This is a genomic window from Spirosoma endbachense (assembly GCF_010233585.1).
Lineage (GTDB): Bacteria > Bacteroidota > Bacteroidia > Cytophagales > Spirosomataceae > Spirosoma > Spirosoma endbachense.
This window is the reverse complement of the sequence record NZ_CP045997.1, coordinates 7,685,325-7,703,992: the sequence shown is the minus strand read 5'-3', so window position 1 is coordinate 7,703,992 and position 18,668 is coordinate 7,685,325. Positions and strand designations below refer to the sequence as shown.

34 protein-coding genes are annotated in these 18,668 nt (G+C 48.0%); 5 read left to right on the top strand and 29 right to left on the bottom strand.

The genetic code is table 11. The features are described 5' to 3' along the window. Positions 1-6: 6 nt before the first annotated feature. From GJR95_RS31380 to GJR95_RS31245, 29 genes are all read right to left on the bottom strand, one after another. Complete coding sequence (locus GJR95_RS31380) at positions 7-291, bottom strand: hypothetical protein (protein WP_162389620.1); 285 nt, start codon at positions 289-291, stop codon at positions 7-9. Further along, positions 284-622 (bottom strand): hypothetical protein, encoded by a 339-nt coding sequence (locus tag GJR95_RS31375; protein WP_162389619.1) that lies wholly within the window; start codon positions 620-622, stop codon positions 284-286. The genes GJR95_RS31380 and GJR95_RS31375 overlap by 8 nt, the downstream gene beginning before the upstream one ends. A gap of 129 nt (positions 623-751) precedes the next feature. After that, the gene (locus GJR95_RS31370; protein WP_162389618.1) at positions 752-1,042 is read right to left on the bottom strand and encodes a hypothetical protein; all 291 of its coding nucleotides are present in this window, start codon (positions 1,040-1,042) and stop codon (positions 752-754) included. A gap of 29 nt (positions 1,043-1,071) precedes the next feature. After that, on the bottom strand, positions 1,072-1,203 hold the full coding sequence (locus GJR95_RS42610; RefSeq protein ID WP_262889737.1) for a hypothetical protein: 132 nt from the start codon (positions 1,201-1,203) through the stop codon (positions 1,072-1,074). A gap of 72 nt (positions 1,204-1,275) precedes the next feature. Beyond that, entirely contained in the window at positions 1,276-3,030 is a 1,755-nt protein-coding gene (locus tag GJR95_RS31365; RefSeq protein ID WP_162389617.1) for a terminase large subunit, read from the bottom strand. 21 nt (positions 3,031-3,051) lie between these two features. After that, the gene (locus tag GJR95_RS31360; protein ID WP_162389616.1) at positions 3,052-3,540 is read right to left on the bottom strand and encodes a phage terminase small subunit P27 family; all 489 of its coding nucleotides are present in this window, start codon (positions 3,538-3,540) and stop codon (positions 3,052-3,054) included. Further along, the gene (locus tag GJR95_RS31355; protein WP_162389615.1) at positions 3,540-4,151 is read right to left on the bottom strand and encodes a ParB N-terminal domain-containing protein; all 612 of its coding nucleotides are present in this window, start codon (positions 4,149-4,151) and stop codon (positions 3,540-3,542) included. Before GJR95_RS31355 ends, GJR95_RS31360 begins: the two co-directional genes overlap by 1 nt. Positions 4,152-4,325: 174 nt before the next feature. Then, positions 4,326-4,529, bottom strand: coding sequence for a hypothetical protein (locus GJR95_RS31350; RefSeq protein WP_162389614.1), 204 nt, complete (start codon positions 4,527-4,529; stop codon positions 4,326-4,328). Between the two features lie 39 nt (positions 4,530-4,568). Continuing rightward, positions 4,569-4,847 (bottom strand): hypothetical protein, encoded by a 279-nt coding sequence (locus GJR95_RS31345; protein ID WP_162389613.1) that lies wholly within the window; start codon positions 4,845-4,847, stop codon positions 4,569-4,571. 7 nt (positions 4,848-4,854) lie between these two features. Next, positions 4,855-5,058 carry a hypothetical protein gene (locus tag GJR95_RS31340; protein WP_162389612.1) on the bottom strand — a complete coding sequence of 68 codons (204 nt, stop codon included), beginning with the start codon at positions 5,056-5,058 and terminating at the stop codon, positions 4,855-4,857. Beyond that, the gene (locus GJR95_RS31335) at positions 5,055-5,360 is read right to left on the bottom strand and encodes a hypothetical protein (protein WP_162389611.1); all 306 of its coding nucleotides are present in this window, start codon (positions 5,358-5,360) and stop codon (positions 5,055-5,057) included. Before GJR95_RS31335 ends, GJR95_RS31340 begins: the two co-directional genes overlap by 4 nt. Before the next feature lie 14 nt (positions 5,361-5,374). Beyond that, the gene (locus tag GJR95_RS31330; RefSeq protein WP_162389610.1) at positions 5,375-5,593 is read right to left on the bottom strand and encodes a hypothetical protein; all 219 of its coding nucleotides are present in this window, start codon (positions 5,591-5,593) and stop codon (positions 5,375-5,377) included. Then, positions 5,590-5,973, bottom strand: coding sequence for a hypothetical protein (locus tag GJR95_RS31325; protein ID WP_162389609.1), 384 nt, complete (start codon positions 5,971-5,973; stop codon positions 5,590-5,592). The genes GJR95_RS31330 and GJR95_RS31325 overlap by 4 nt, the downstream gene beginning before the upstream one ends. Then, positions 5,966-6,253 carry a DUF4884 domain-containing protein gene (locus GJR95_RS31320; RefSeq protein ID WP_162389608.1) on the bottom strand — a complete coding sequence of 96 codons (288 nt, stop codon included), beginning with the start codon at positions 6,251-6,253 and terminating at the stop codon, positions 5,966-5,968. Before GJR95_RS31320 ends, GJR95_RS31325 begins: the two co-directional genes overlap by 8 nt. A gap of 3 nt (positions 6,254-6,256) precedes the next feature. Then, the gene (locus tag GJR95_RS31315) at positions 6,257-6,568 is read right to left on the bottom strand and encodes a hypothetical protein (protein ID WP_162389607.1); all 312 of its coding nucleotides are present in this window, start codon (positions 6,566-6,568) and stop codon (positions 6,257-6,259) included. Further along, positions 6,565-7,137 carry a hypothetical protein gene (locus GJR95_RS31310; protein ID WP_162389606.1) on the bottom strand — a complete coding sequence of 191 codons (573 nt, stop codon included), beginning with the start codon at positions 7,135-7,137 and terminating at the stop codon, positions 6,565-6,567. Before GJR95_RS31310 ends, GJR95_RS31315 begins: the two co-directional genes overlap by 4 nt. Further along, a complete protein-coding gene (locus GJR95_RS31305) occupies positions 7,134-7,451 on the bottom strand; it encodes an HNH endonuclease (protein WP_162389605.1) in 318 nt (105 codons plus the stop codon). The genes GJR95_RS31310 and GJR95_RS31305 overlap by 4 nt, the downstream gene beginning before the upstream one ends. Before the next feature lie 83 nt (positions 7,452-7,534). Further along, positions 7,535-7,729, bottom strand: coding sequence for a hypothetical protein (locus tag GJR95_RS31300; protein ID WP_162389604.1), 195 nt, complete (start codon positions 7,727-7,729; stop codon positions 7,535-7,537). Between the two features lie 226 nt (positions 7,730-7,955). Beyond that, entirely contained in the window at positions 7,956-8,540 is a 585-nt protein-coding gene (locus tag GJR95_RS42325; RefSeq protein WP_162389603.1) for a J domain-containing protein, read from the bottom strand. Beyond that, positions 8,537-9,328, bottom strand: coding sequence for a PRTRC system ThiF family protein (locus GJR95_RS31290; protein ID WP_198424757.1), 792 nt, complete (start codon positions 9,326-9,328; stop codon positions 8,537-8,539). The genes GJR95_RS42325 and GJR95_RS31290 overlap by 4 nt, the downstream gene beginning before the upstream one ends. Further along, on the bottom strand, positions 9,325-10,041 hold the full coding sequence (locus GJR95_RS31285; RefSeq protein WP_162389602.1) for a PRTRC system protein B: 717 nt from the start codon (positions 10,039-10,041) through the stop codon (positions 9,325-9,327). The genes GJR95_RS31290 and GJR95_RS31285 overlap by 4 nt, the downstream gene beginning before the upstream one ends. Continuing rightward, positions 9,959-11,185, bottom strand: a complete 1,227-nt coding sequence (locus GJR95_RS31280; RefSeq protein WP_162389601.1) for a hypothetical protein — start codon at positions 11,183-11,185, stop codon at positions 9,959-9,961. The genes GJR95_RS31285 and GJR95_RS31280 overlap by 83 nt, the downstream gene beginning before the upstream one ends. A gap of 81 nt (positions 11,186-11,266) precedes the next feature. Continuing rightward, positions 11,267-11,488 (bottom strand): PRTRC system protein C, encoded by a 222-nt coding sequence (locus tag GJR95_RS31275; RefSeq protein ID WP_162389600.1) that lies wholly within the window; start codon positions 11,486-11,488, stop codon positions 11,267-11,269. A gap of 1 nt (position 11,489) precedes the next feature. Then, positions 11,490-12,035, bottom strand: a complete 546-nt coding sequence (locus GJR95_RS31270; RefSeq protein ID WP_162389599.1) for a PRTRC system protein E — start codon at positions 12,033-12,035, stop codon at positions 11,490-11,492. Position 12,036: 1 nt separating this feature from the next. Continuing rightward, positions 12,037-12,480 (bottom strand): hypothetical protein, encoded by a 444-nt coding sequence (locus GJR95_RS31265; RefSeq protein WP_162389598.1) that lies wholly within the window; start codon positions 12,478-12,480, stop codon positions 12,037-12,039. Beyond that, a complete protein-coding gene (locus GJR95_RS31260) occupies positions 12,477-13,340 on the bottom strand; it encodes a hypothetical protein (RefSeq protein WP_162389597.1) in 864 nt (287 codons plus the stop codon). The genes GJR95_RS31265 and GJR95_RS31260 overlap by 4 nt, the downstream gene beginning before the upstream one ends. Before the next feature lie 4 nt (positions 13,341-13,344). Beyond that, positions 13,345-13,557, bottom strand: a complete 213-nt coding sequence (locus GJR95_RS31255) for a hypothetical protein (RefSeq protein ID WP_162389596.1) — start codon at positions 13,555-13,557, stop codon at positions 13,345-13,347. Further along, positions 13,554-13,841 carry a hypothetical protein gene (locus GJR95_RS31250; RefSeq protein ID WP_162389595.1) on the bottom strand — a complete coding sequence of 96 codons (288 nt, stop codon included), beginning with the start codon at positions 13,839-13,841 and terminating at the stop codon, positions 13,554-13,556. The genes GJR95_RS31255 and GJR95_RS31250 overlap by 4 nt, the downstream gene beginning before the upstream one ends. 5 nt (positions 13,842-13,846) lie before the next feature. Further along, the gene (locus GJR95_RS31245) at positions 13,847-14,137 is read right to left on the bottom strand and encodes a hypothetical protein (protein WP_162389594.1); all 291 of its coding nucleotides are present in this window, start codon (positions 14,135-14,137) and stop codon (positions 13,847-13,849) included. A gap of 601 nt (positions 14,138-14,738) precedes the next feature. Here GJR95_RS31245 and GJR95_RS31240 point away from each other — a divergent pair. The 5 genes from GJR95_RS31240 (at position 14,739) to GJR95_RS31220 (ending at position 18,624) form a co-directional block, all read left to right on the top strand. Then, the gene (locus tag GJR95_RS31240) at positions 14,739-15,074 is read left to right on the top strand and encodes a hypothetical protein (RefSeq protein WP_162389593.1); all 336 of its coding nucleotides are present in this window, start codon (positions 14,739-14,741) and stop codon (positions 15,072-15,074) included. Between the two features lie 266 nt (positions 15,075-15,340). Further along, positions 15,341-17,383 (top strand): (E)-4-hydroxy-3-methylbut-2-enyl-diphosphate synthase, encoded by a 2,043-nt coding sequence (gene ispG / locus GJR95_RS31235; RefSeq protein ID WP_162391934.1) that lies wholly within the window; start codon positions 15,341-15,343, stop codon positions 17,381-17,383. Positions 17,384-17,468: 85 nt separating this feature from the next. Then, positions 17,469-17,657, top strand: a complete 189-nt coding sequence (locus GJR95_RS31230; protein WP_162389592.1) for a DUF6728 family protein — start codon at positions 17,469-17,471, stop codon at positions 17,655-17,657. Next, positions 17,654-18,004 carry an MmcQ/YjbR family DNA-binding protein gene (locus GJR95_RS31225; RefSeq protein WP_162389591.1) on the top strand — a complete coding sequence of 117 codons (351 nt, stop codon included), beginning with the start codon at positions 17,654-17,656 and terminating at the stop codon, positions 18,002-18,004. Before GJR95_RS31230 ends, GJR95_RS31225 begins: the two co-directional genes overlap by 4 nt. Before the next feature lie 35 nt (positions 18,005-18,039). After that, positions 18,040-18,624, top strand: a complete 585-nt coding sequence (locus tag GJR95_RS31220) for a tetratricopeptide repeat protein (protein ID WP_317167097.1) — start codon at positions 18,040-18,042, stop codon at positions 18,622-18,624. The last annotated feature ends 44 nt before the right edge of the window (positions 18,625-18,668 follow it).

Below are 18,668 nucleotides of genomic sequence, written 5' to 3'. Positions count from 1 at the left end.
GGCGGGTTATCTCACTTTCACTACCTTTTCGCCAGCCCGTTTGCTGTAGGCATCGAAGAAATTTTCCCGATCGGGAAAGCAGCGACCGCGCTGGAAAAACTGCTCATAGAGGACTTCTGTCTGCTCATAGGCTTTCGATTTGAGGCCTCGTTTTTTGCGTGAAGAGCCCCAGATGAGTGCCAGTTGCTGCTCATAGACCCGGAAAAAGCCGCGCCTGGTCTGAAAAAGCAGGCAAAAAGCCAGCGTTTTGCGGGTTGGCTCGTCCAAAGGAAGCGTCGGGAGCTCACCCATGGCGACGAACGGTTACGATAGCCGAAATCGGAATATGCTGTGTTTTGAGCCGTGTTTCGGTGCCAATGACGCACAAACGGCCCCGCTTAAGGCCAATAATGGCCGCTTCTCCCTGACTCTCCAGCACCAGATAGTCAATATTCTCAGTTTCCAGACCAATAAAACGGCCTTCCAACTGATAGGTAATGGAGGAGAGTTCAGGGCCTGTTGGCGTATAGCGTTTGCGATCGGCTTCTGCTGGGCCTTTGTAGAAGATATTGGCCGATGAGGTGCAGCAATATAAGCACACCAATTCACCTGGCTTGAGTCGGGCGAGTTCAGAAAGAAACATTCAAGTACAGTTACGGTTACGGTCTGCTTTTTGGGCAGTGATGTAAAAGTAGCCGACTTGTTTGGCGATTTCGTCGCAAAATGAGACGAAAATCAGCGCAAAATGAGACGAAAATGTGTAAATATTTAATTAGGATGCCTGTTGCAAATACTCAGACAAGAGCTTGCCGAATATCCACCGCATGGTTTTGGAAACATACGCATTCATCGTTTCGGGCAGCGGCATAGTAACGGGAACCCATGCGACGTTTGTCGTTACCCAAAACTCTAACCCTAAGCGCTCAGGTCGCAGGGATATTTTGACGTTCCCAAAGTCGTAATGTACATAGTATTTATCCTCACTAACGATGCCACCAAAATTGCCAATGGCAATAATTCTCTTAATGCGTTCGTGATCAAGAATTGAGTCTACGGTTTCCATCTATTTTGTTTTTTACTGTAAATTTTCGACTACCGTACGCTGTAAAACACCCGCTTAAACGTGGCCAGTGAAAAGGGCAGTTGGTGCCGATGCTGCTGCTCATAGTGCTCTTTGGCCCAATCAAACCGTTCGTTGATGGTTCGCAGCTGACGATTTTTCATTGCAGGCTCGTAAAACTGGGTCAAAAACTGTTGTTCAAGGGTAGGTAAGAGTGGCATCGGTTGATGAGTGGGTTAGAGTTCTAGAAAGCCGCGCGTATCATAGATATTGCTGGTTTGCTCATTGCGATCCATCATCCAGGCGGCTTTGGCCATGATGCCCGAAACAATACCATCCACTTTATCAGGAGCTCGCTTGGGATCTTTGGTGATTTTGATGTTGCCGTTAGTGTCAGCGATCGGGATGGCATTACGCATCATCCACTGGGCAATGGGGTTCATGCCGTGATTGAAGCGCTCCTGCAACACCAGGTCCCGAAAAGCCTTGGTAGGCTCGGCGAACATGGGCATCGTCTGGGGAAATTCCAGCGCCGGCACACCTCCTTTTTCCTGGATGGTCAAGGCTGTCGAGGTCGCGTTATAGCGGTCGTAGGCCATGCCCTGAATGTCATAGAGCGGCTTTAACGGTAAAACCGTTTCCTCAATCTGTCGCGGATCGATCACGTTGCCATCGAGAACGGTGATGTGCCCCGCTTTCTGCCAGTCGCGCAAATTGTGAAGCCCATCAGCGATGCGTTTGTCAAATTTGAAGTCGGGGATCCAGAACCACCAGAGCATGTAGTGAATGCCTGGTACTTTCAGAGGGGACCGCATATAGAGCAGCTTTTCTTTCTGCTCTTCAGTCAGCTCCTCATCGTACTGGGCCCAGTCAACTGGCGGGAAATACAGCGAATAAGCACAGAAATCGTTGGTGGCTCCCATATCCAGACCTGCCCAGGCCTGCCGACCCTCCAGTATAGCCGGGTCAAACGTGCTGCCGGACTTGATCCAGATGGAATCAGGAATAAACACCTGGGGGGCATCGCACCACCAATTTAAATTCAGTGTTTTGAAGCTGACAATACCCTCTTCCCCCTTCAGATATTGCGCATCGCGTTCTTCGACGAGGGTTTCCAGCTTGATAATGCCCCCTTTACAGAGCATCGGGTTCGATTTGATCCAGGTTTCTGGTTTTTCAATCTCATCTTCCGAATCCTGGGAGTAAATCACCACAAAGAACGAGTCGTTGTGCACCGAGGCCTCCAGAATGGGGATGTACACCTTAAATTCAGCCTGAAAACAGGGCCATTCCTTATGGCTGCCCCGCGTCGTTACAATGCTCATGATCGGCTCATCCTTCTTGATCAGACCCGAGGTAAGTTTGTTGAGCATTTTATCGTCTTCAAACTCGTGATACTCGTCGATGACGGCGTAACTCGGCCGGGTACCGTCGGCTGTTTTCGGATTCGAAGTCAGAAAGCCAAATTTGGCGTTGCTAGTCGGGTTAAAAATGCGCTCAGCGGACGAGCTAAGGTAATCCTGTAGATCAGGCGACGAGTTGAGCATCAGCACGGCATCGTCAAAGGCGATTTTTGCCTGTGCTTCTTTCGTCGCTGATACGTAGGCTTCTGCATTGGTCAGCCCTTCAACCGTCAGGTGATAGAGAATTTGTAGGGATTCGATTGGCGTTTTGCCCGATCCTCGTGCACAACTCTTATACTTCCGGCGAAACCGACGTAAACCGTTTTCCCGCTTCCAGCCATAGAAAACGTAGAGTTCCCAGACCTGAAACGGAAAGAGGTGTAGTGGTTTTTCGGGGCCAATGTTGACGCAGTCGGTAAAGTCGAGCATGCGCTGGCCTGCGTCATGATCGAAATAAATACCTCGCTTGTGTCCATTAGCCAGATCGTCACGCTGCCGTTTGATGGCCAGCTTCAGCAAACGACCCGCAGTCAACCGGCCCGATAGAATATCTTCTTCGTACTGCCAGGCAATCGCATTATACTCCATTGTTACGGTAGGAAATTATGCTTATTTACGATTCATCAGTTGGGCCATCTTAGACTTAGGCTTATCAGGAATTGCTCCCATGGTCAGACGTGTCCGAGCCGACGGGGTAAAACCGAACTGGGTGGCCAGCTTTAGGGCTGCATCGAGCGAATCTTTGCGCAAGGCTGTAAATGGATTCTTCTGCACTCGAACAACCAGGCCGTCTTTGTTTTTGATGGCCACCACCGCACCTTTTGATTTTACCTGTGCATCATACTCCCAATAGTTCGATACTTCGTTGCAGTAAGCAGCGATTAACGATAAATCCGTGGCAGCCAGATTGCCAGTATCATGAAGCCACCGGCAGACGACATGCCACTCCCGAACACCCCATTCGCCCAGGCCTTCGGGCGGTTCCGGAATTTGGGCAAGCAAATCGGGCTGCACTTCGTTGGAAAGCGCCCGGTCAGGTCGATAAGTACCTTCCAGCACTTTGACGGCCGTAGGTTTGGCAGGTCGTCCGGGAGGCATTAGCTACGACGTTTGAGAAATTCCTTGACCAGGACCATCAGGGCTTCACCATCGGTTTCCTTGACTGAATCGAGTTCAGCTTCCAATTTGGCAGTGGCCAGCGCTTTCTTGAGTTCAGCTTGTTGGAAGGTGCTCAGCTGAAAGGTGATTTTATCATCTTCCTTGGGGGCCTTCTCTTCTTTTTCGGCTTGTTCTTCCTCATCGTCGAAGCTGGAGAAACCCCAGGCATCCAGATCGATACTGTACTCATCGCCCAATTCTTGCAGCACATTCTCGTCAAACTCCAGATTGGCCTGGCTGACTTTATTGTCGGCGATCGCCAGCTCCCGGCCCTGCTTGCTGTCGATGTCCAGATCAGTCCGTTGCACGACGATCAGTTTGGTACCGTCCGAGGGAACAATGATCACGTCATTCAGGCCGATGGCTGCTGCTGTTTCGAGAGTCTTATTGCCCGCTATCACATTGCCATGCTTATCGGTCAGAATGGAGCGACCGGTACCGAGTTCACGAAGTGATTTTTCCAGAAGGTGCTGGCCGAACTCCCGGCCCTTATTGGCATTTTTCTGATCCGGAATCAGATCATCAATGGTTCCAGTTTTGACAGTATTCATACGAGTTGTTACGGTGAATTAATGGCAATTATTTTCAAGTTGATACGGTGGGTTACTCACTATAAAAATCAGCCACTTAACTGACGGACCACAAGCCCAAAAAACTGTGAATTATGACGCGCGCTTTTTTCGGGGTAAGCAGCGGTCGCAAGACACATGAAATTTTTAACATTTTTAGTGCCCCTCCCCCTTCTTGGTTTCGTCCTGCTTCTGGCCTTCTGGCTGCACTATTCCTTCGTCAGGATCAACCTTACTATTCTTCGTTCGCTCATCAACTATATCGAGTAAGCACTTGACCATTGAAAGAATGCCATTCGTGCTAGGCTGCGAGGGCGATGGTACTGTAAGGGCAATACCTTTATAATGAATACTAATCATGAGTGGCTAATGGTTTATAGTGAGCTTCGATCGTCATGGCTATTCGGCTCTACTGGTATCAACTCTTACTCGTTCAGGCATACCATCTATAATACGACTCTTAAGTTCGCTACCTGAAACCTCTGCTTTAATTTCGATAGACAACGGCATGACGATGAAGTTCTCAGGGTGCTCAATGATATCATCAATAGTCTGCTTGAGTAGAGCCAGCACACGATTGGCTGTTTCAGGAAACCCGTTCGTTTTATAGCGCAGATAGTCGTTGACTAGATCATGCAGCAGCGGCACCTCTTTGGGCATTGGGAGGGGGTTAGACATGTTACGGTTAGTTAGAACGTTTGGCGTTGATCTCAACACGCTTGGTAATCAGTTCAATCTCCTTGAGTCGGCGTTCGGTTGTCTCTACTTTGATGAGTGACAATTGCTGTAGTTTCGAATAGTGTGTTACTTCAAACGTAAAACCGGCCTTTTCAAGCTCAGCCCGAAAGAGAGGCACTTTATAATCATCAGCAACGATCCCTGCTTTCATGAGCCTACTAGTTGATCGGTTCCATCCCAAACGAACTCACCAACGGGGAGATGCTTGATACAGCCGCAGCAGTAAGTAGCGCCGTAGAATTTAGGATTGCGAGCGTATGTTTCGGCAATAGCTTGGCTCATAGTCGTAGCGACTCCACATTTACTGTGTACATAGGTTCGTCGCACAGGTCGAACAAAACCCTGTGCCCGCTCTTCTTCGGATAAGACCAAATACACATCATGCTGTGCGGTTGGCTCCTGATCAACGCCACGACCTAGTCGCGGATCAGTTGGGTCGGTGGTATGACTCATATTGTTACGGTAGGTTAGTTTTCGTTTAAGCCAAATAGTCTCCTCTTTGCCCAGTTCAGCATACCGCTTAATGGCCCTTCATAGACGTTATTGTGATTGTCGTTGTAAACCACGATGATTGTTTCTGGCTCCTCATTCATTCGGCGAATCAACTCGCCCAGTTCAGCATTATTGTAATCGCCATCCTGGTCGACTGTCATCTTCGTATCCTTGTAATAGTAGGTGATCTTCATGATTGCTTTTCCTTCAGGCGTCGTAAGATCTTCGAAAACAAATTGATGAGCCGGGTTAACTCTGGTTCATCTGAGATTTTAACAAAGTCCCAACTACCAAAGGCTTTAACGTAGATAAACGCCTGGGAACTGGTCAATTCCTTCCGATTGCCCATCTCCTGTAAGATGACCGTTTGCAGCTGCGGCAGCTTGGCTACGTCGACCTCACCAATCATTTCGAAGATTACCTTCCGAATGCCCAATAGAATAAAGTCGGTATCATCCTCTGCATTCAGAATACCGATGATCAAGCCGTTTAGGGCTTCAAGTGCTGCATCAGACAGGGTTTTGATGCGAGCTTCCAAGTCCTGCAATTCCATCAACTTTGTAAGGTTATTCATGGGTCGATGGGAGCTCCTCGGTTAACGAATCCACATGGTGAGTAATGCTGGTCTTGCCGGACCGAGTCGTATACTTGTAACTAACCTGACCTTTACACGTCGTGAAATAAACGTCGCGGTTTCCATCCTCAAACCGATAGACCTTGCAGCCATCGACTTCAAGCAATAAATACGCATGTTGGCCAGGATTGCCCGTGGTGACCAGACCTATGGGCGTGATTTTGCTTTTGCAGCTGGCAACAAATAGAATAACTGCCAGCAATAGGAGTACTTTTTTCATTGGTTACGGTAGGTTTGACTTAATTAATTGACATTGTTGAGCTTGGGTCTGCTCTTTTTGACGAATTGTCTGCTGCATGGCTTCAACGACGATATCGGGCAAGCGTAGGTTTAGAGCCCGCCGAAAGCTTTGGTTTCCCTCTGGTGTTAGCTGCCTGACAAATGCATCTACATTTACAGGCTCGCCTTCCGGGGTAAAATCAGCAACCATCGTGTTGATTGTGGGTACCAGACCACTGATGTAAGCCCGAATGAAAACAGGATCGACAACCAGGTCGAGATAGAACTGAACCAGGGAAATAGTTTTAGGTGTCATAGGGCTGCTGCTTCCCGTTTAAAGCCAAAGTCCGTTTTCCGGATCTTACACATTCGACCGTCGGGATGATGGAACACAATACCCTCAACTTGTAGAACGAAAAGAAAAGCCTGGATAAACTCAAAGGTTCGCTGTGAGTAAGTCAACACTAATGGCCAGGCTTCATGTGGAATTAGAAAGTGTGTAGTAAAACCTTCAGGATTGCGCTTAACCTTGGGCCCACACAGTTCATACGTGCCATAATGGCGATTTCCGTCTCCCAGATTCAACCAGCCTTCCCAGAAGTATTGATCAGCAGGGTCATTCGGGTCGCAGCGAACCCAGTGCGGCCAGTGACCAGTAATAGGGTCAGGATCCTGACAGGGTATACCGCCGATGGGTGCAGGCTTGCCGTGCTTGGCATCATAGCGCTTATATAATTCCCCATCGATGATAGCGCAGGCGGTACCGTCAAACTTACGGTAGGCCATACCTGATGTCAATGCCCAGGCATTCTCTGGATCCACTTCAGCAATAACCCGACTCAGATCAGACGGGTCTTTTTTAAACAGCGTACTGATTTTCTTCATGGCTGCTTCGCTAGATGACGCTCCCTGGCTGATTTTTTCTGGTGACACTTCAGGCAAAGCCCCTGATGGTTGTCCGAATTCCACGGTTCACCATTCTGATTAATAGGGACAATGTGGTCGGTCACGGTGGCCAGCGTTTGCTTGCCTTTAGCAGCACAGCGAATGCAGAAAGGATGGTCCCGTAAATGATTTTTGGAGGTCTTTTTCCAACGGGAGGAGCCATAGATATCCCGATTGGCTTCCGTGCGGCCCTGATTGGGCGCATTGGCCTGAACCCCGGCTTTGGGGAACTTGACTTTATGGACGGTGGGCATCGACAGATTTGATTACTTGTTTCAAAAATATAGATAAAATCTATATATCAGTAAAAAATCATAGATACGGTCGATAAGTAGGATTACTCAGGCAGAATGCCGAGGTTTTGGGCTGTATTAACCAGGTTTTGCAGCTGATCGAATTGCTGTTGCTGCTGCTGCCGGGCTGCCCGTAAATGGAAGTTTTTTCCCGTAAATAGGTATAGAGCAAAATCGAATTCTCGGACTTGACGTTCGAGTTCATCGACAGTGGGTGGTGGTAGGGATGCTTTGCGCATAGTGAGTACGCAAAGATAAAATAGTATATGTGCATGAACGTAGTCTTCTGCACATACAAAAATGCCCGGTCTCAAAGTGAACCGGGCATTTTGATTAATCTACTTAAAATATACTCTTAGTTCATTTAGACGTACTACCTGTCAAAAGGGGACAAAAACGCCCGGCATCAAGTGACGCCGGGCGTTCCTTACTATCCACACCATAGTGGTTTACACCACTAATTTCTTAGTTCATGCCATTGAAGAACTTAGCGACTTCATAGGCATTTTGAATTTTCTGAAACTGATCGGCTTTTCCACCTTTATCAGGATGATGCCGCTGAGCCAATTTAATATAGGCTTTCCGGATCTCATCCGGGCTGGCGGACTCAGGCACTTCGAGCACGCTCCACCATTCCTCTTTATGGGTCGCGGGTTCAGCGAGTGCTTTAAAACCTGTAAAAGTACGCTTTAGCATCTGGCTTACTCCCCATCGCTCTAAACCTCTAATGGCTTCGATGGCCAGCCCCAAGGCACGAATGTTATCACCGATATCTAGCCATTTATCGCAGGCAAATACGACCTGCTCACCTTCATATAAAAAATAGACCGCAACACCTGGATCATTGACTGCCGGTTGTTTTGAGTAGGGCAATCCATCATTTCTCAATTTGGCGTTCGAGGAAATAACAACCTGTGTTCCGCCGAGCCTGCGAATCTGCTCCAGTAAATCATCGCGTGAGTCGGCCAGCGATCGGCCAAATCGTGAGGGCTTTCTATAGCCAGTACGTGGGTAACTGGCTGGCCACTGAAGGGGATAGGCTTGTGTCATACTTTTACAGGCTGTGTTCTAAAATCACTCAGGTTCAGAAAAAAACCTCTGTTCTCAGTCATACCATTCCGGAACAGGCTCCAGAGTAGAGCACTCCCCATGTTGGCCAGCGTCGAATTAATAAATAAATCCTGCTTTTCGAGTGCTTCAGCGAGCGAGCAGCTGGGCGTGTTGTCTTCAACTTCGCTTTGTCGTAGTGCATCCCCCCATTCCTCCGTAATAAGAGGTAATTGATCAACTGGGCTATACTTCATTGATTCTGGCTGCTTGACTTTACCGATCGTAGAAAGAATTACCTGACCGGTTTTTTGACTATTACCGAAGTCGAGCCAGTAATAGGGTCGGTCCCGTTGCTGATCCTTCATGTTCAACCCTTTTAGGATGTCGGCAATCTCGAACCGGGCTGAAACCGTATCAACGCAGCTGATAATAATGTTCGCCGTTCCGTTCACACCAGCCAGGTAATGATCGGCACGATCGTACCGCCGATTCTGCGCTTTCCAGTTCGTGCCGAAAAACCGATTAACACGATTGATCAGGGCTACGCTCTTCGCTAATCCCACTTCAGCCTGAGCAAACAATTGTCGGCCTAAATTAGCCGTGCTTACGGTATCGTTGTCCCAGACCGTTACGTGCAGGCCTGGATGACCCAGCGCGACCATCGCATGATTCATCTTGCCAAGGGCCGTAAGTACTTGCGATCCGGTACCACCGGCACCGATGAGCTGAACGGTTATCGGGTTTTGTGGCTCCATGAAATAGGTAGCGGTGAAGTGTACGCGTGTCATGGTAAGATCGATTTAAGGGTGGTTTTGCTAGTGAGCAGTAATTCGTTCGGGAACGGTTTACCCGTTTTAATTAGCTCGTTCCATAGCTCTTTTGGGTCTACCGATACCGGTAGCAAGCCGTTGAGATGCGAAAACTTGGAATTGAAAAAGAAATCCTGCCAGGCTTGCATGAATCGACCTAATGAAGCGGTTTCCAGTGAGGGGATTGTTACATCGCCAATGCATACCAGCCCGTTAGCGGCTGTGTTGAACAGGGGGGCATGATAGAGCGGTGTGCTGACCGTTGGGCGTTTTTTCGATTTAAGCGCGAAAATGTACAACTGGGACTTCGTCGCTTTCCACAGTAATGCCGGCACATAAGCGGGGCCATCTTTAATCTCTAAGTGTTTTGAGAAAAACAGTTTTCGCTTCATGGGTGGGGTGTACCAGATCGCCAACCCTTCGCTACGAGGATTAACATACAGTACGGTTTCGGGCATCAAGCCATCGGGTACCAGAAACCCCATATGCTTTTCCTGAGCCGAGTTCAATTGACGGCCTAGCTTTGCGGCCTCCTCAATGCTAAGTGGGTGTGCGTTGATCGGTTGGCCAGTGGTCTGATCGATCTCGAACGATTCGACGTAAACATCATTAAGCTTTGATGTGTGCCGATAGATCAGTAGAGCTGTCTTCGGTTGGTAATATTGTTGAAAGTCGCTTGTTATATTCTGCATCGTCGAGTTTACTGATGTAGGTGATAAATTCAGCCATGCTACTTAGCAGGTGACTCATGAACATTTCGCTGTTTAGTAGCTCGTCTTTTGTTGCATACGATTTATCATATAAAACGGAACAGGCATAAGGCCCTTCCTCTGATCCAGACGAAAACTCAGCATCAAAATTTTCGATGATATATTGATAGACCAGGTCGTTCTCAGCCCAGATAAATGAAACCCGGCGATCAATACTTATTTGATATTCCTCTTCTTCACTTACATCCTGATTGTAATTGTAAACCTGAGCCAACTCAAAACTATGCTCGGGAAACGTTTCGTAGAGTTCGAGAAAACGCCGGGCTACCTGCAATAGGGTGTGATCGTCTTCACAAATAGGCTGGAACGTCTCGCTGAGACGAGCGAATTTTTCGAGGTGTCGCTGCTTATTAAACCGCTTCAGGCATTTGATCAATTTCCCATTGATCTCCTTAATATAGTTGGCACCTGCGTCCTTTTCCGCCTCCATATCGGCGAGCTCATAATCGCTCCATTCCTGTTCACGCTCCCGGATGTAATCATATTCTGAGCTGACATAACTGCCCTGATCATCGGTACAGTAGGGAATTTTTGCGACTTGGTATAGGTAGGCGTATATGCAACAGATGAGTTCCGTACGGGGGCTTTTAGTGCGCCTTTGAATCAGATAGTAAAGCGGGCGAACCGGTACGTAATAAAGTCCCCATTCGGCTTCTTTATCTTTTACCGTTGCCAGCGTCGCCAGGTGTTTATCATCTTTGATGATGATCAGCCGGGCGTCGGGTTCTAATGGGTTGAATTGCTGGCGGGTTATTGTTAAAACGTGGCCGATATTGAGTGGGTATGGTAAGGTATCCACTTCAGTCGTTGGCGTGAATCCATACGTCGTGGCCAGATAGCTGAGCGATTGGAAAAACTCAGCTTGTACGGCTTCGGGCGTACGCTTTTCATCTTCCGGGCGGTTGGTCCGTTGCTCCAGGACAATCGGACTAAAACTAACCCTTAGAAAAGCATCGGCAGTGACTCGATCGGGCAGCTTCGCAGGCGCTGGCTTAGCACTGTGGCCGCGTCGGGTAGTTGGTAGATGTCGGTCAACAACTCGCCGACGTTGTTGTGTAGCTGGCATACGCGATACTCAGGCTTAGGTAGGGTACGTACACCCGATTCGAGTGTACGTACGATTTTCTTTTTGGGCATTGGATAATGATTAACCTTTGGTTCCCATGACGGCCGTGCCGAATGAATACAGCATCGCATCGTTCTTGATCTCAGGCCCGGTAATCTTAGCGGAGATTAATTCGGGGTAGGTGTTGCTGTAGAAATTCATCACAGCTTCAGGACTCATACTGCGGTCAGGATCAGGCAGGGTAACGTTCTGGCCTTTGACGGAGTAGCTAAACTTGCGCTCAAGTTGGTTTACGACTAACATATTAAGCGGTTTCTACGGTTGATGTATCGAACATGGTACCCTGTAAGGCGAGGCCATTGATTTCTTTTCGCTTGGCATCGATCAGATCAACTTTTTCAGGATAGTCAGCGACTAAGGGTAGCTTGCTAATGGCATCGCGGTATTTTTTAGCCTTTGCCAGTTCGTCAACCTTACTCATAGCCTGATCAAACTGGAGCTGTTTCATGTCTACGGGGGCTGGTGGAATTACTTCTTTGGCTTCTGACTTCTTATCCTTATTCATGGCGGCTTGCTCTTTAGCAGTGGCCACGCTTTTAAGGTGGTCTTCCATATTGACTAATAGGCTCGATGTTTCACGAATGGGAGCTGCTATGTTGTCAAAAAAGCCTTTGTCTAACTCCTCGGCTGTGCCTTTCAGAATTAGTGGTAAAATGGCATTAGCGGCTTTATCGCCACATTTTGGATTATTCAGCATCACGCTGACAATCAGTTTATCGCTGTTTTTGGTAACAACGATTTTCAAATCACCCTGTAAGTCCAGGGCATCGAGTTGTTTAAAGAAGTCCATATTAAAAGAGTTGAAATTGACCGTGTCTGCCTGTTATTGGCTCAGGCAATTGAGCTGATTTAGGCTTAGGTTTGAGATGCTCAAATTCCGCTGCCAAAGCGTGATTATGGGGCTGGTTAAACCAGGTACCGAGTTTAGAAGTCTTGATTGCATTCCCCTCGATCGTCAGATCGCGCCAGGCCAATGCATGATTATGTACGTTGTAGCCGCAGCGGCATACATATACCAGCTGGAATGTATGGTAGCCATCGCCGTTGGTATAAAACGATAGTTTGCCCTGGCAACCGATAGGGGTTAATACCAAGCCCAGATCCAGCATCACAACGGAACCTCTTTTGAAGTCCTGCCATTGTGCGATAACCTGCATTTTCCCTAATTCAGGAGTTTCAATGATAAACTCATCGCCCTCCGTGAAGGTCTGCCCGTTGATGTCGAAGGTTTTCATACAATTCGGGGAAAGCCTTCACTCATTCGCCACACCAATTGCCCAATCGTTTTTCCTTCCCGCAAGGCATTCCATGCTTTAATGGTGAGGGCCAGTCGCTCGACGGCTGTAAAGTTGAAGCGGCCATCACGGGCCTGCTGCAATCTATTCCGTAACAGATAAACCGGATGCCCTTCTGTCAGGTTAAGCCCAGTCATGATCTGGGTTAAAAAAGCATGGCCCCGCTGCGGCTCTTTCTGCTCAAGCAAATAATGCAGTACTGCCCATTCGGGGAAATTCAGAAGGCGGCAACGGCCATAGTACATAGCAGCTTGCAAAACGGATGGATCCAAATCATGGCTATTGACGTACTGGAGTAACGTCTGATGCGTGGCTATTTTCTGCTTTTGCCCCATAGTAGACAACGTTCCCTTTTCAAATAAAAAGAGCAGCTTCGCTGTAGCAGCCAGGTTATTCGAATTCTTTTTGCCAGCTGTGGCAAGCACGTCTCCTGCACTTCGCGCCCGGCCTGTATCCAGTACTGAAAATATTTCCTCTTCGCAATCCCGAGCAACATACACGTTTTGTGTTGTACCACTCTCGACGATCGCCATGAGTCGGTGTTGTCCATCGAGGAGCCGGCCAGTACTGGAAATCTTCACCGGATCCCCGGTTACCTGCCAGGCTCCAGCCCGCATTTGATCGGCAAGAAATTTGACGTGTTTCGGTTTGGTCGGCCGATTGTCCGTATTGCCAAGTAGAATCTGCTGAGCAATTTGGGGCGTAATGACCTCCAGCTGAATGATCATTGCTGAGGTTTTGGGGGCCACATCGCTAATAGTGATGGCATCCGAATTTTTGAAAAAAGTGATATCATTCATGGTGTTAGAAGATTTTGAGTTGCTCGGTTTGCACAGGGAGCCGATTCCCGTCTTTATCGTAGTACTTACGATGCACTTCCAGGTAGGCCAGCCATTTTCCAGCACGTTCCGAACTGCTACAATCAGCACATTCAGCGAAAGCCTTCCAGACTTCTGGTACCACACCTTTCGGACAGGGTCGCTGCAAGTAGGGCAGCGAGAATTGATCAGCTTTCATAGTGTTACTATTTTCTTACAGACCCATAAGCGACGTTTCTCTAACCCTTCAAGTACAATCTTCCAGGCTTCGAGCTCAGTTTGAGTTGCAATGAGTAAGTCCAAAGCATGAAGGTAGACCGGCCTCTTGTTGCTGATTATACCATCATCGTCCGGCGGGTGTGTGAGCGTATAGTAGTCTCGGTTCTTTACACGACCATCAAGCAACCATGTTTGTACTTCCCAGTCGGTTGGTAAATAGATGATCGTTCCTGATGGAAGGGCGTCGAGCTCAGCTGTCGTCATGACTCTTAGTCTCTGGCTATTCCGGTGATGACAATCGGAAACCCACCTTTCGGATCGGGAGTGTACAGGTTTTGCATTTTCTCACTGGAAAGCGTGTAATAGGGCTTACACATAACCCGTTGCCCGATTTTGTAGCTACAACCGGCTGGTACTTTAATCCGAGCCGGTATTTGGGCAGGTACATCAACGTAACCCAGAAGCACCGAGCTAACCAGCGGCCTTTTGTTTTGAATATTAGAGATTGTGAGTTGGCAGAAAACAGCCGATAGGATAAATAAAATGAGTGCTCGTTTCATGGCGTTAGATTTGATTACCTGATTGTGATCTGATTTAACTTAAAATTGTACGGGATAAGCGAAATTGACGGGTAGCCCATTCGTAAGCCTCATCCTTATTGAAATGAGGTGAATTATCGAACAGGTAAGTTTTCAAAAAGGACTCGGCTAAAGCCCTCTTAACCTGATTGGCGGGAAGACATAAAACCGAGCAAAGCTTATGTTCTTCGATTAAGTCAAGGGGAGTGTTATGAGAACCTCTATTATACCGCGGACAAAAAGCATAGATCGCTTCTCGTTCAAACCTATTGCGGTCCTCTCTCAAACAATTGATTAGTGAGAAGGAATCAAATCGCTTATTGTGATGCATACCAATTCGGGCATACAAATTGGTAGTTTGTCCAATATAGACGATCTCATCCCCATCAAAGAGGTAGTAAATACCTGCTAACCGTTCCCATGTATTAATGCGAACAGACTTGACCTTTTCTACGTCCAAATGCGCCATCATTTGCAGAACTGGAAATTTTATGCATCAAAAGTGAGAATATATTTCCAGTTCTGCAAACAAATTCTCACTTTTGCATAAAATATTTTTAGTTCTGGAAAATTATTGCCAATTATGGAAGCGATATGCGAAGTGACTATGCTATATGATTCCGGGATCAGGGACCGGCTGGTTGAGACTTTCGAGCGATTAAGCCTTTCTGTGGAGGAGGTTGCCCGAAAGTCTGAAGTGCCTATGAGTACTCTGTATAATTTTTTGAGTGAAGATCGCCGGGTAAAATCTATAAAAGATACCCACTTGGCAGCCATCATTAAGGCTTACCCATCTATTAATGCCAATTATATACTTACGGGGGAAGGCAATGTCTTCTTAAAAGAACTGACCGACGAAAAGCCGGTTGTTTACATTATTGCGCCACCCAACGTAAGTGTGAAAATTAGGGAAGAATAGTGTATCCATAGACCCTGCAATTGACCCTACTTTTCAAAAATAGCCTTATGAGCCTCTATTAGGCTATTTTGTTTTAATGTTTATTAAATTTTACTCAACAGCCCTCATTGTCAGTTAGAAAACAATAGGCGTAAAGTCTTCATTAAGCGAACATTTACGATAATGCTGGCGTTTTCTAAACAAAACAGACGGCTGATTGGAAGACTCCTTTTCCGTACCTTTGTCCCCGACAAACGTCTGTGTCAAACGGCTTTGCCGCCATCTGTATGCTCGATTCGCTGCTTACTCCTACTATTTCTGCTTCAGCCGGTACGCCGGAACAATCCGGTTCACCCGTTCTTTATACACCGTCATTAACCCAATACTCTCGTCGAAAAACCAGTACGGTAACCATTGGCGATGTACCATTGGGATCGGACTACCCAATCCGGGTTCAATCGATGACTACGGTGGATACAATGGATACCAAAGGCTCCGTTGAGCAGAGTATTCGTATGATCGAGGCTGGTTGCGAGTACATTCGAATCACTGCTCCCAGTGTGAAGGAAGCGCAGAACCTCGCCACTATTCGTCAGGAGCTGCGGGCGCGGGGCTATACAACGCCCCTGATAGCCGACATCCACTTTACTCCTAATGCAGCTGAGTTAGCAGCCCGGATTGTGGAAAAAGTCCGCATCAATCCGGGCAACTACGCCGACCGCAAACGATTCGAGTTCATTGACTATACCGACGCAGCTTATGCTGCCGAACTGGAGCGGATTCGGGCTAAATTCCTTCCGCTGGTTCGTATCTGTAAAGAATACGGGACGGCCATGCGTATCGGGACGAACCACGGCTCGCTGTCTGACCGGATTCTGAGTCGCTATGGCGATACGCCGGTTGGCATGGTTGAATCGGCGCTGGAATTCCTGCGGATCTGCGAAGCTGAAAATTATTACAATATCGTCTTGTCGATGAAGTCGAGTAATCCACAGGTGATGGTACAGGCTTATCGGCTGCTGGTACAGCGATTGGACGAAGAAGGGCTAAAACCGTATCCCCTGCACCTCGGCGTTACGGAAGCTGGTGAGGCCGAAGATGGTCGAATTAAATCGGCACTTGGCATTGGCACATTGCTCGAAGATGGCATTGGTGACACCGTCCGCGTATCGTTGACAGAGGAGCCAGAACGCGAAGCTCCGGTGGCACAGGCGCTGATTGACCGGTATACAAACAGGGCCGCCGAAAGTGCTCCTATTCCAGCAATCACGAACTACCCGATCAATCCCTTCCAGTATACTCGCCGATTATCCCACGAAGTCGGCAATTTTGGCGGGCAAAACGTACCGCGGGTTATTGCCGATTTTAGCCAGACACCCGTTACAGACCATGACAGCCTCCATCCAATCGGTCATTTCTATTTGCCCGTACCCGACAAGTGGCGCATGAACGACCTCGGAGCTGATTACATTTATACTGGGTCGAATCCGGCGCAGTTTATGCTGCCCAACGGCTTGAAAGAAATTCAGGACTTCGCCGTTTGGCAGACAAGTTCAGATCAGGTCAATATATTCCCGTTGCTGAATGCGGCTGATTATCTGTCTGCTGCCCAGGCCGTAAAGCTCCATAGCCGGTTAAATTTTGTGCGTATTACGCTGGCCGATTTATCCGCTGAGTTATTGACTGCATTACGCACTGACAAAACGGTTGTTCTGATCATTGCAACCGAGAATGCCCACGCGATGCCCGAATTACGTCGGTTGGTTGTTGAGCTGATCAATCAGGCGCAATCTGGGGTTCCGGTTACTACACCAGTAATTATTCAGCGGGGTTACCCCACAGTTCCGGAAGAAGATATTCCGCTCTATGCCGCTACTGACGTTGGTGGCTTGCTGATTGATGGGCTCGGCGATGGCATTCTGCTAACTCCAGGGGCGGCAACAACCGACGAGTTAAAACGATTGAATAATCTGGCTTTCGGCATTTTGCAGGCAGCCCGCACACGCATCACCAAAACCGAATACATCTCCTGTCCATCGTGCGGACGAACCTTGTTCGATTTGCAGGAAACAACGGCCCACATTCGCCAACGCACCGACCACCTCAAAGGGGTGAAGATTGGGATTATGGGCTGTATTGTAAACGGCCCCGGCGAAATGGCTGATGCCGACTATGGTTACGTTGGGATCGGTCGCGATAAGATTGCGCTTTACCGTGGTCAGCAGGTGATTAAAAAATCTGTCCCAGCCGATCGTGCTGTCGATGAGCTTATTGACCTGATCCGGGAAGACAGTCGCTGGATTGAGCCCGAAAAAGTTGAAACATTTTGACTAAACAATCGATAATTTTTGTTAGCCAACCAGGGTAGGTTTTTAAACCCCTGTGCCATCAATTTAAACCCGCCCGTTACTCTTTATGAATCGTTTTCTTGATTATTTAAAAATAGGGCCTGTTTTCTCTTATTTCCTTCGGGTATTCCGCAAACCCGACCCAGCTCATCCGACAAGTGTCAATCTGCGTATGATGCACGGCATCAACCGGATTTCTATTGTCATGTTTTTGTTTGCGGTGATCGTTTACACCGTTCGTCACTGCGTCCGATGAACATTGAAACCCTACGCGACTACTGTCTGGCGAAAGCTGGCGTTACAGAATCGTTTCCGTTTGGCGAAACAACACTGGTGTTTAAAGTAGGCGGCAAAATATTTGCGCTGGTCGATACCGAGAGTCGCCCAACAACAATCAATTTAAAGTGTGACCCTGAGCGGGCAGTCCAGTTACGGGAAGAATATCCGGCTGTGGTCCCAGGTTATCACATGAACAAAACGCACTGGAACACCGTCACGATTGATGGTAGTGTTCGTAGTAGTGAAGTACAGGTGTGGATTGATCATTCTTACGAATTGGTCAGAAAGAGTTTACCAAAGGCCATTCGGGACCAATTAAACTGACCGATTGGCTTGCCCTGTGAGGGCTAAAAGTTGTAATTTCGCAGGGATGTGAAAAACCAGACTGTGTTATGGAAGTCGCGCTGTTGTGTCTGTTTTTTGTGGTGTATTTGACCATTCGCTATTATCTTGTGGATCACGACACACCGTCTGATAAAGATCGGAATCGGTTCCGGAAAGGGATTGAGCAGGTCAGTAATCGAAAAATTACCGAAGCTCATCGCTACTTCGATGAGGCTGTTCGCCAATACCCAAAATCAGCGATTGCCTACGCGTATCGGGGAAAATGTCAGCTCATTCAGGAGAACTACTATTCAGCTATCTATGATCTAACGCAGGCCATCAGCCGTGATAATACGCTGGCTGAGTGCTATTTAGACCGGGGGATTGCCTACTATAAAATTGACCAGTTTAACGACGCATTCCGCGAATTTGATAAAGCGGTCTGGCATTTCCGCGATGAACAACCCGATGCCTACCGTTGGCGGGCTTTAGCCCGAATTCAGGTTCGGCAGCTACCGCAGGCCGAAAGTGATCTGCGCCGGGCTGTTTCTCTGGGCGACGAAAATTCGTTTCACCTTCTCCTCCAGCCCCCGTTTACCAAACCAGTCTACCAAAAATAAGCAGGCAGTGTTCAAGAGTACACTGCCTGTGAGAATTGCTTACT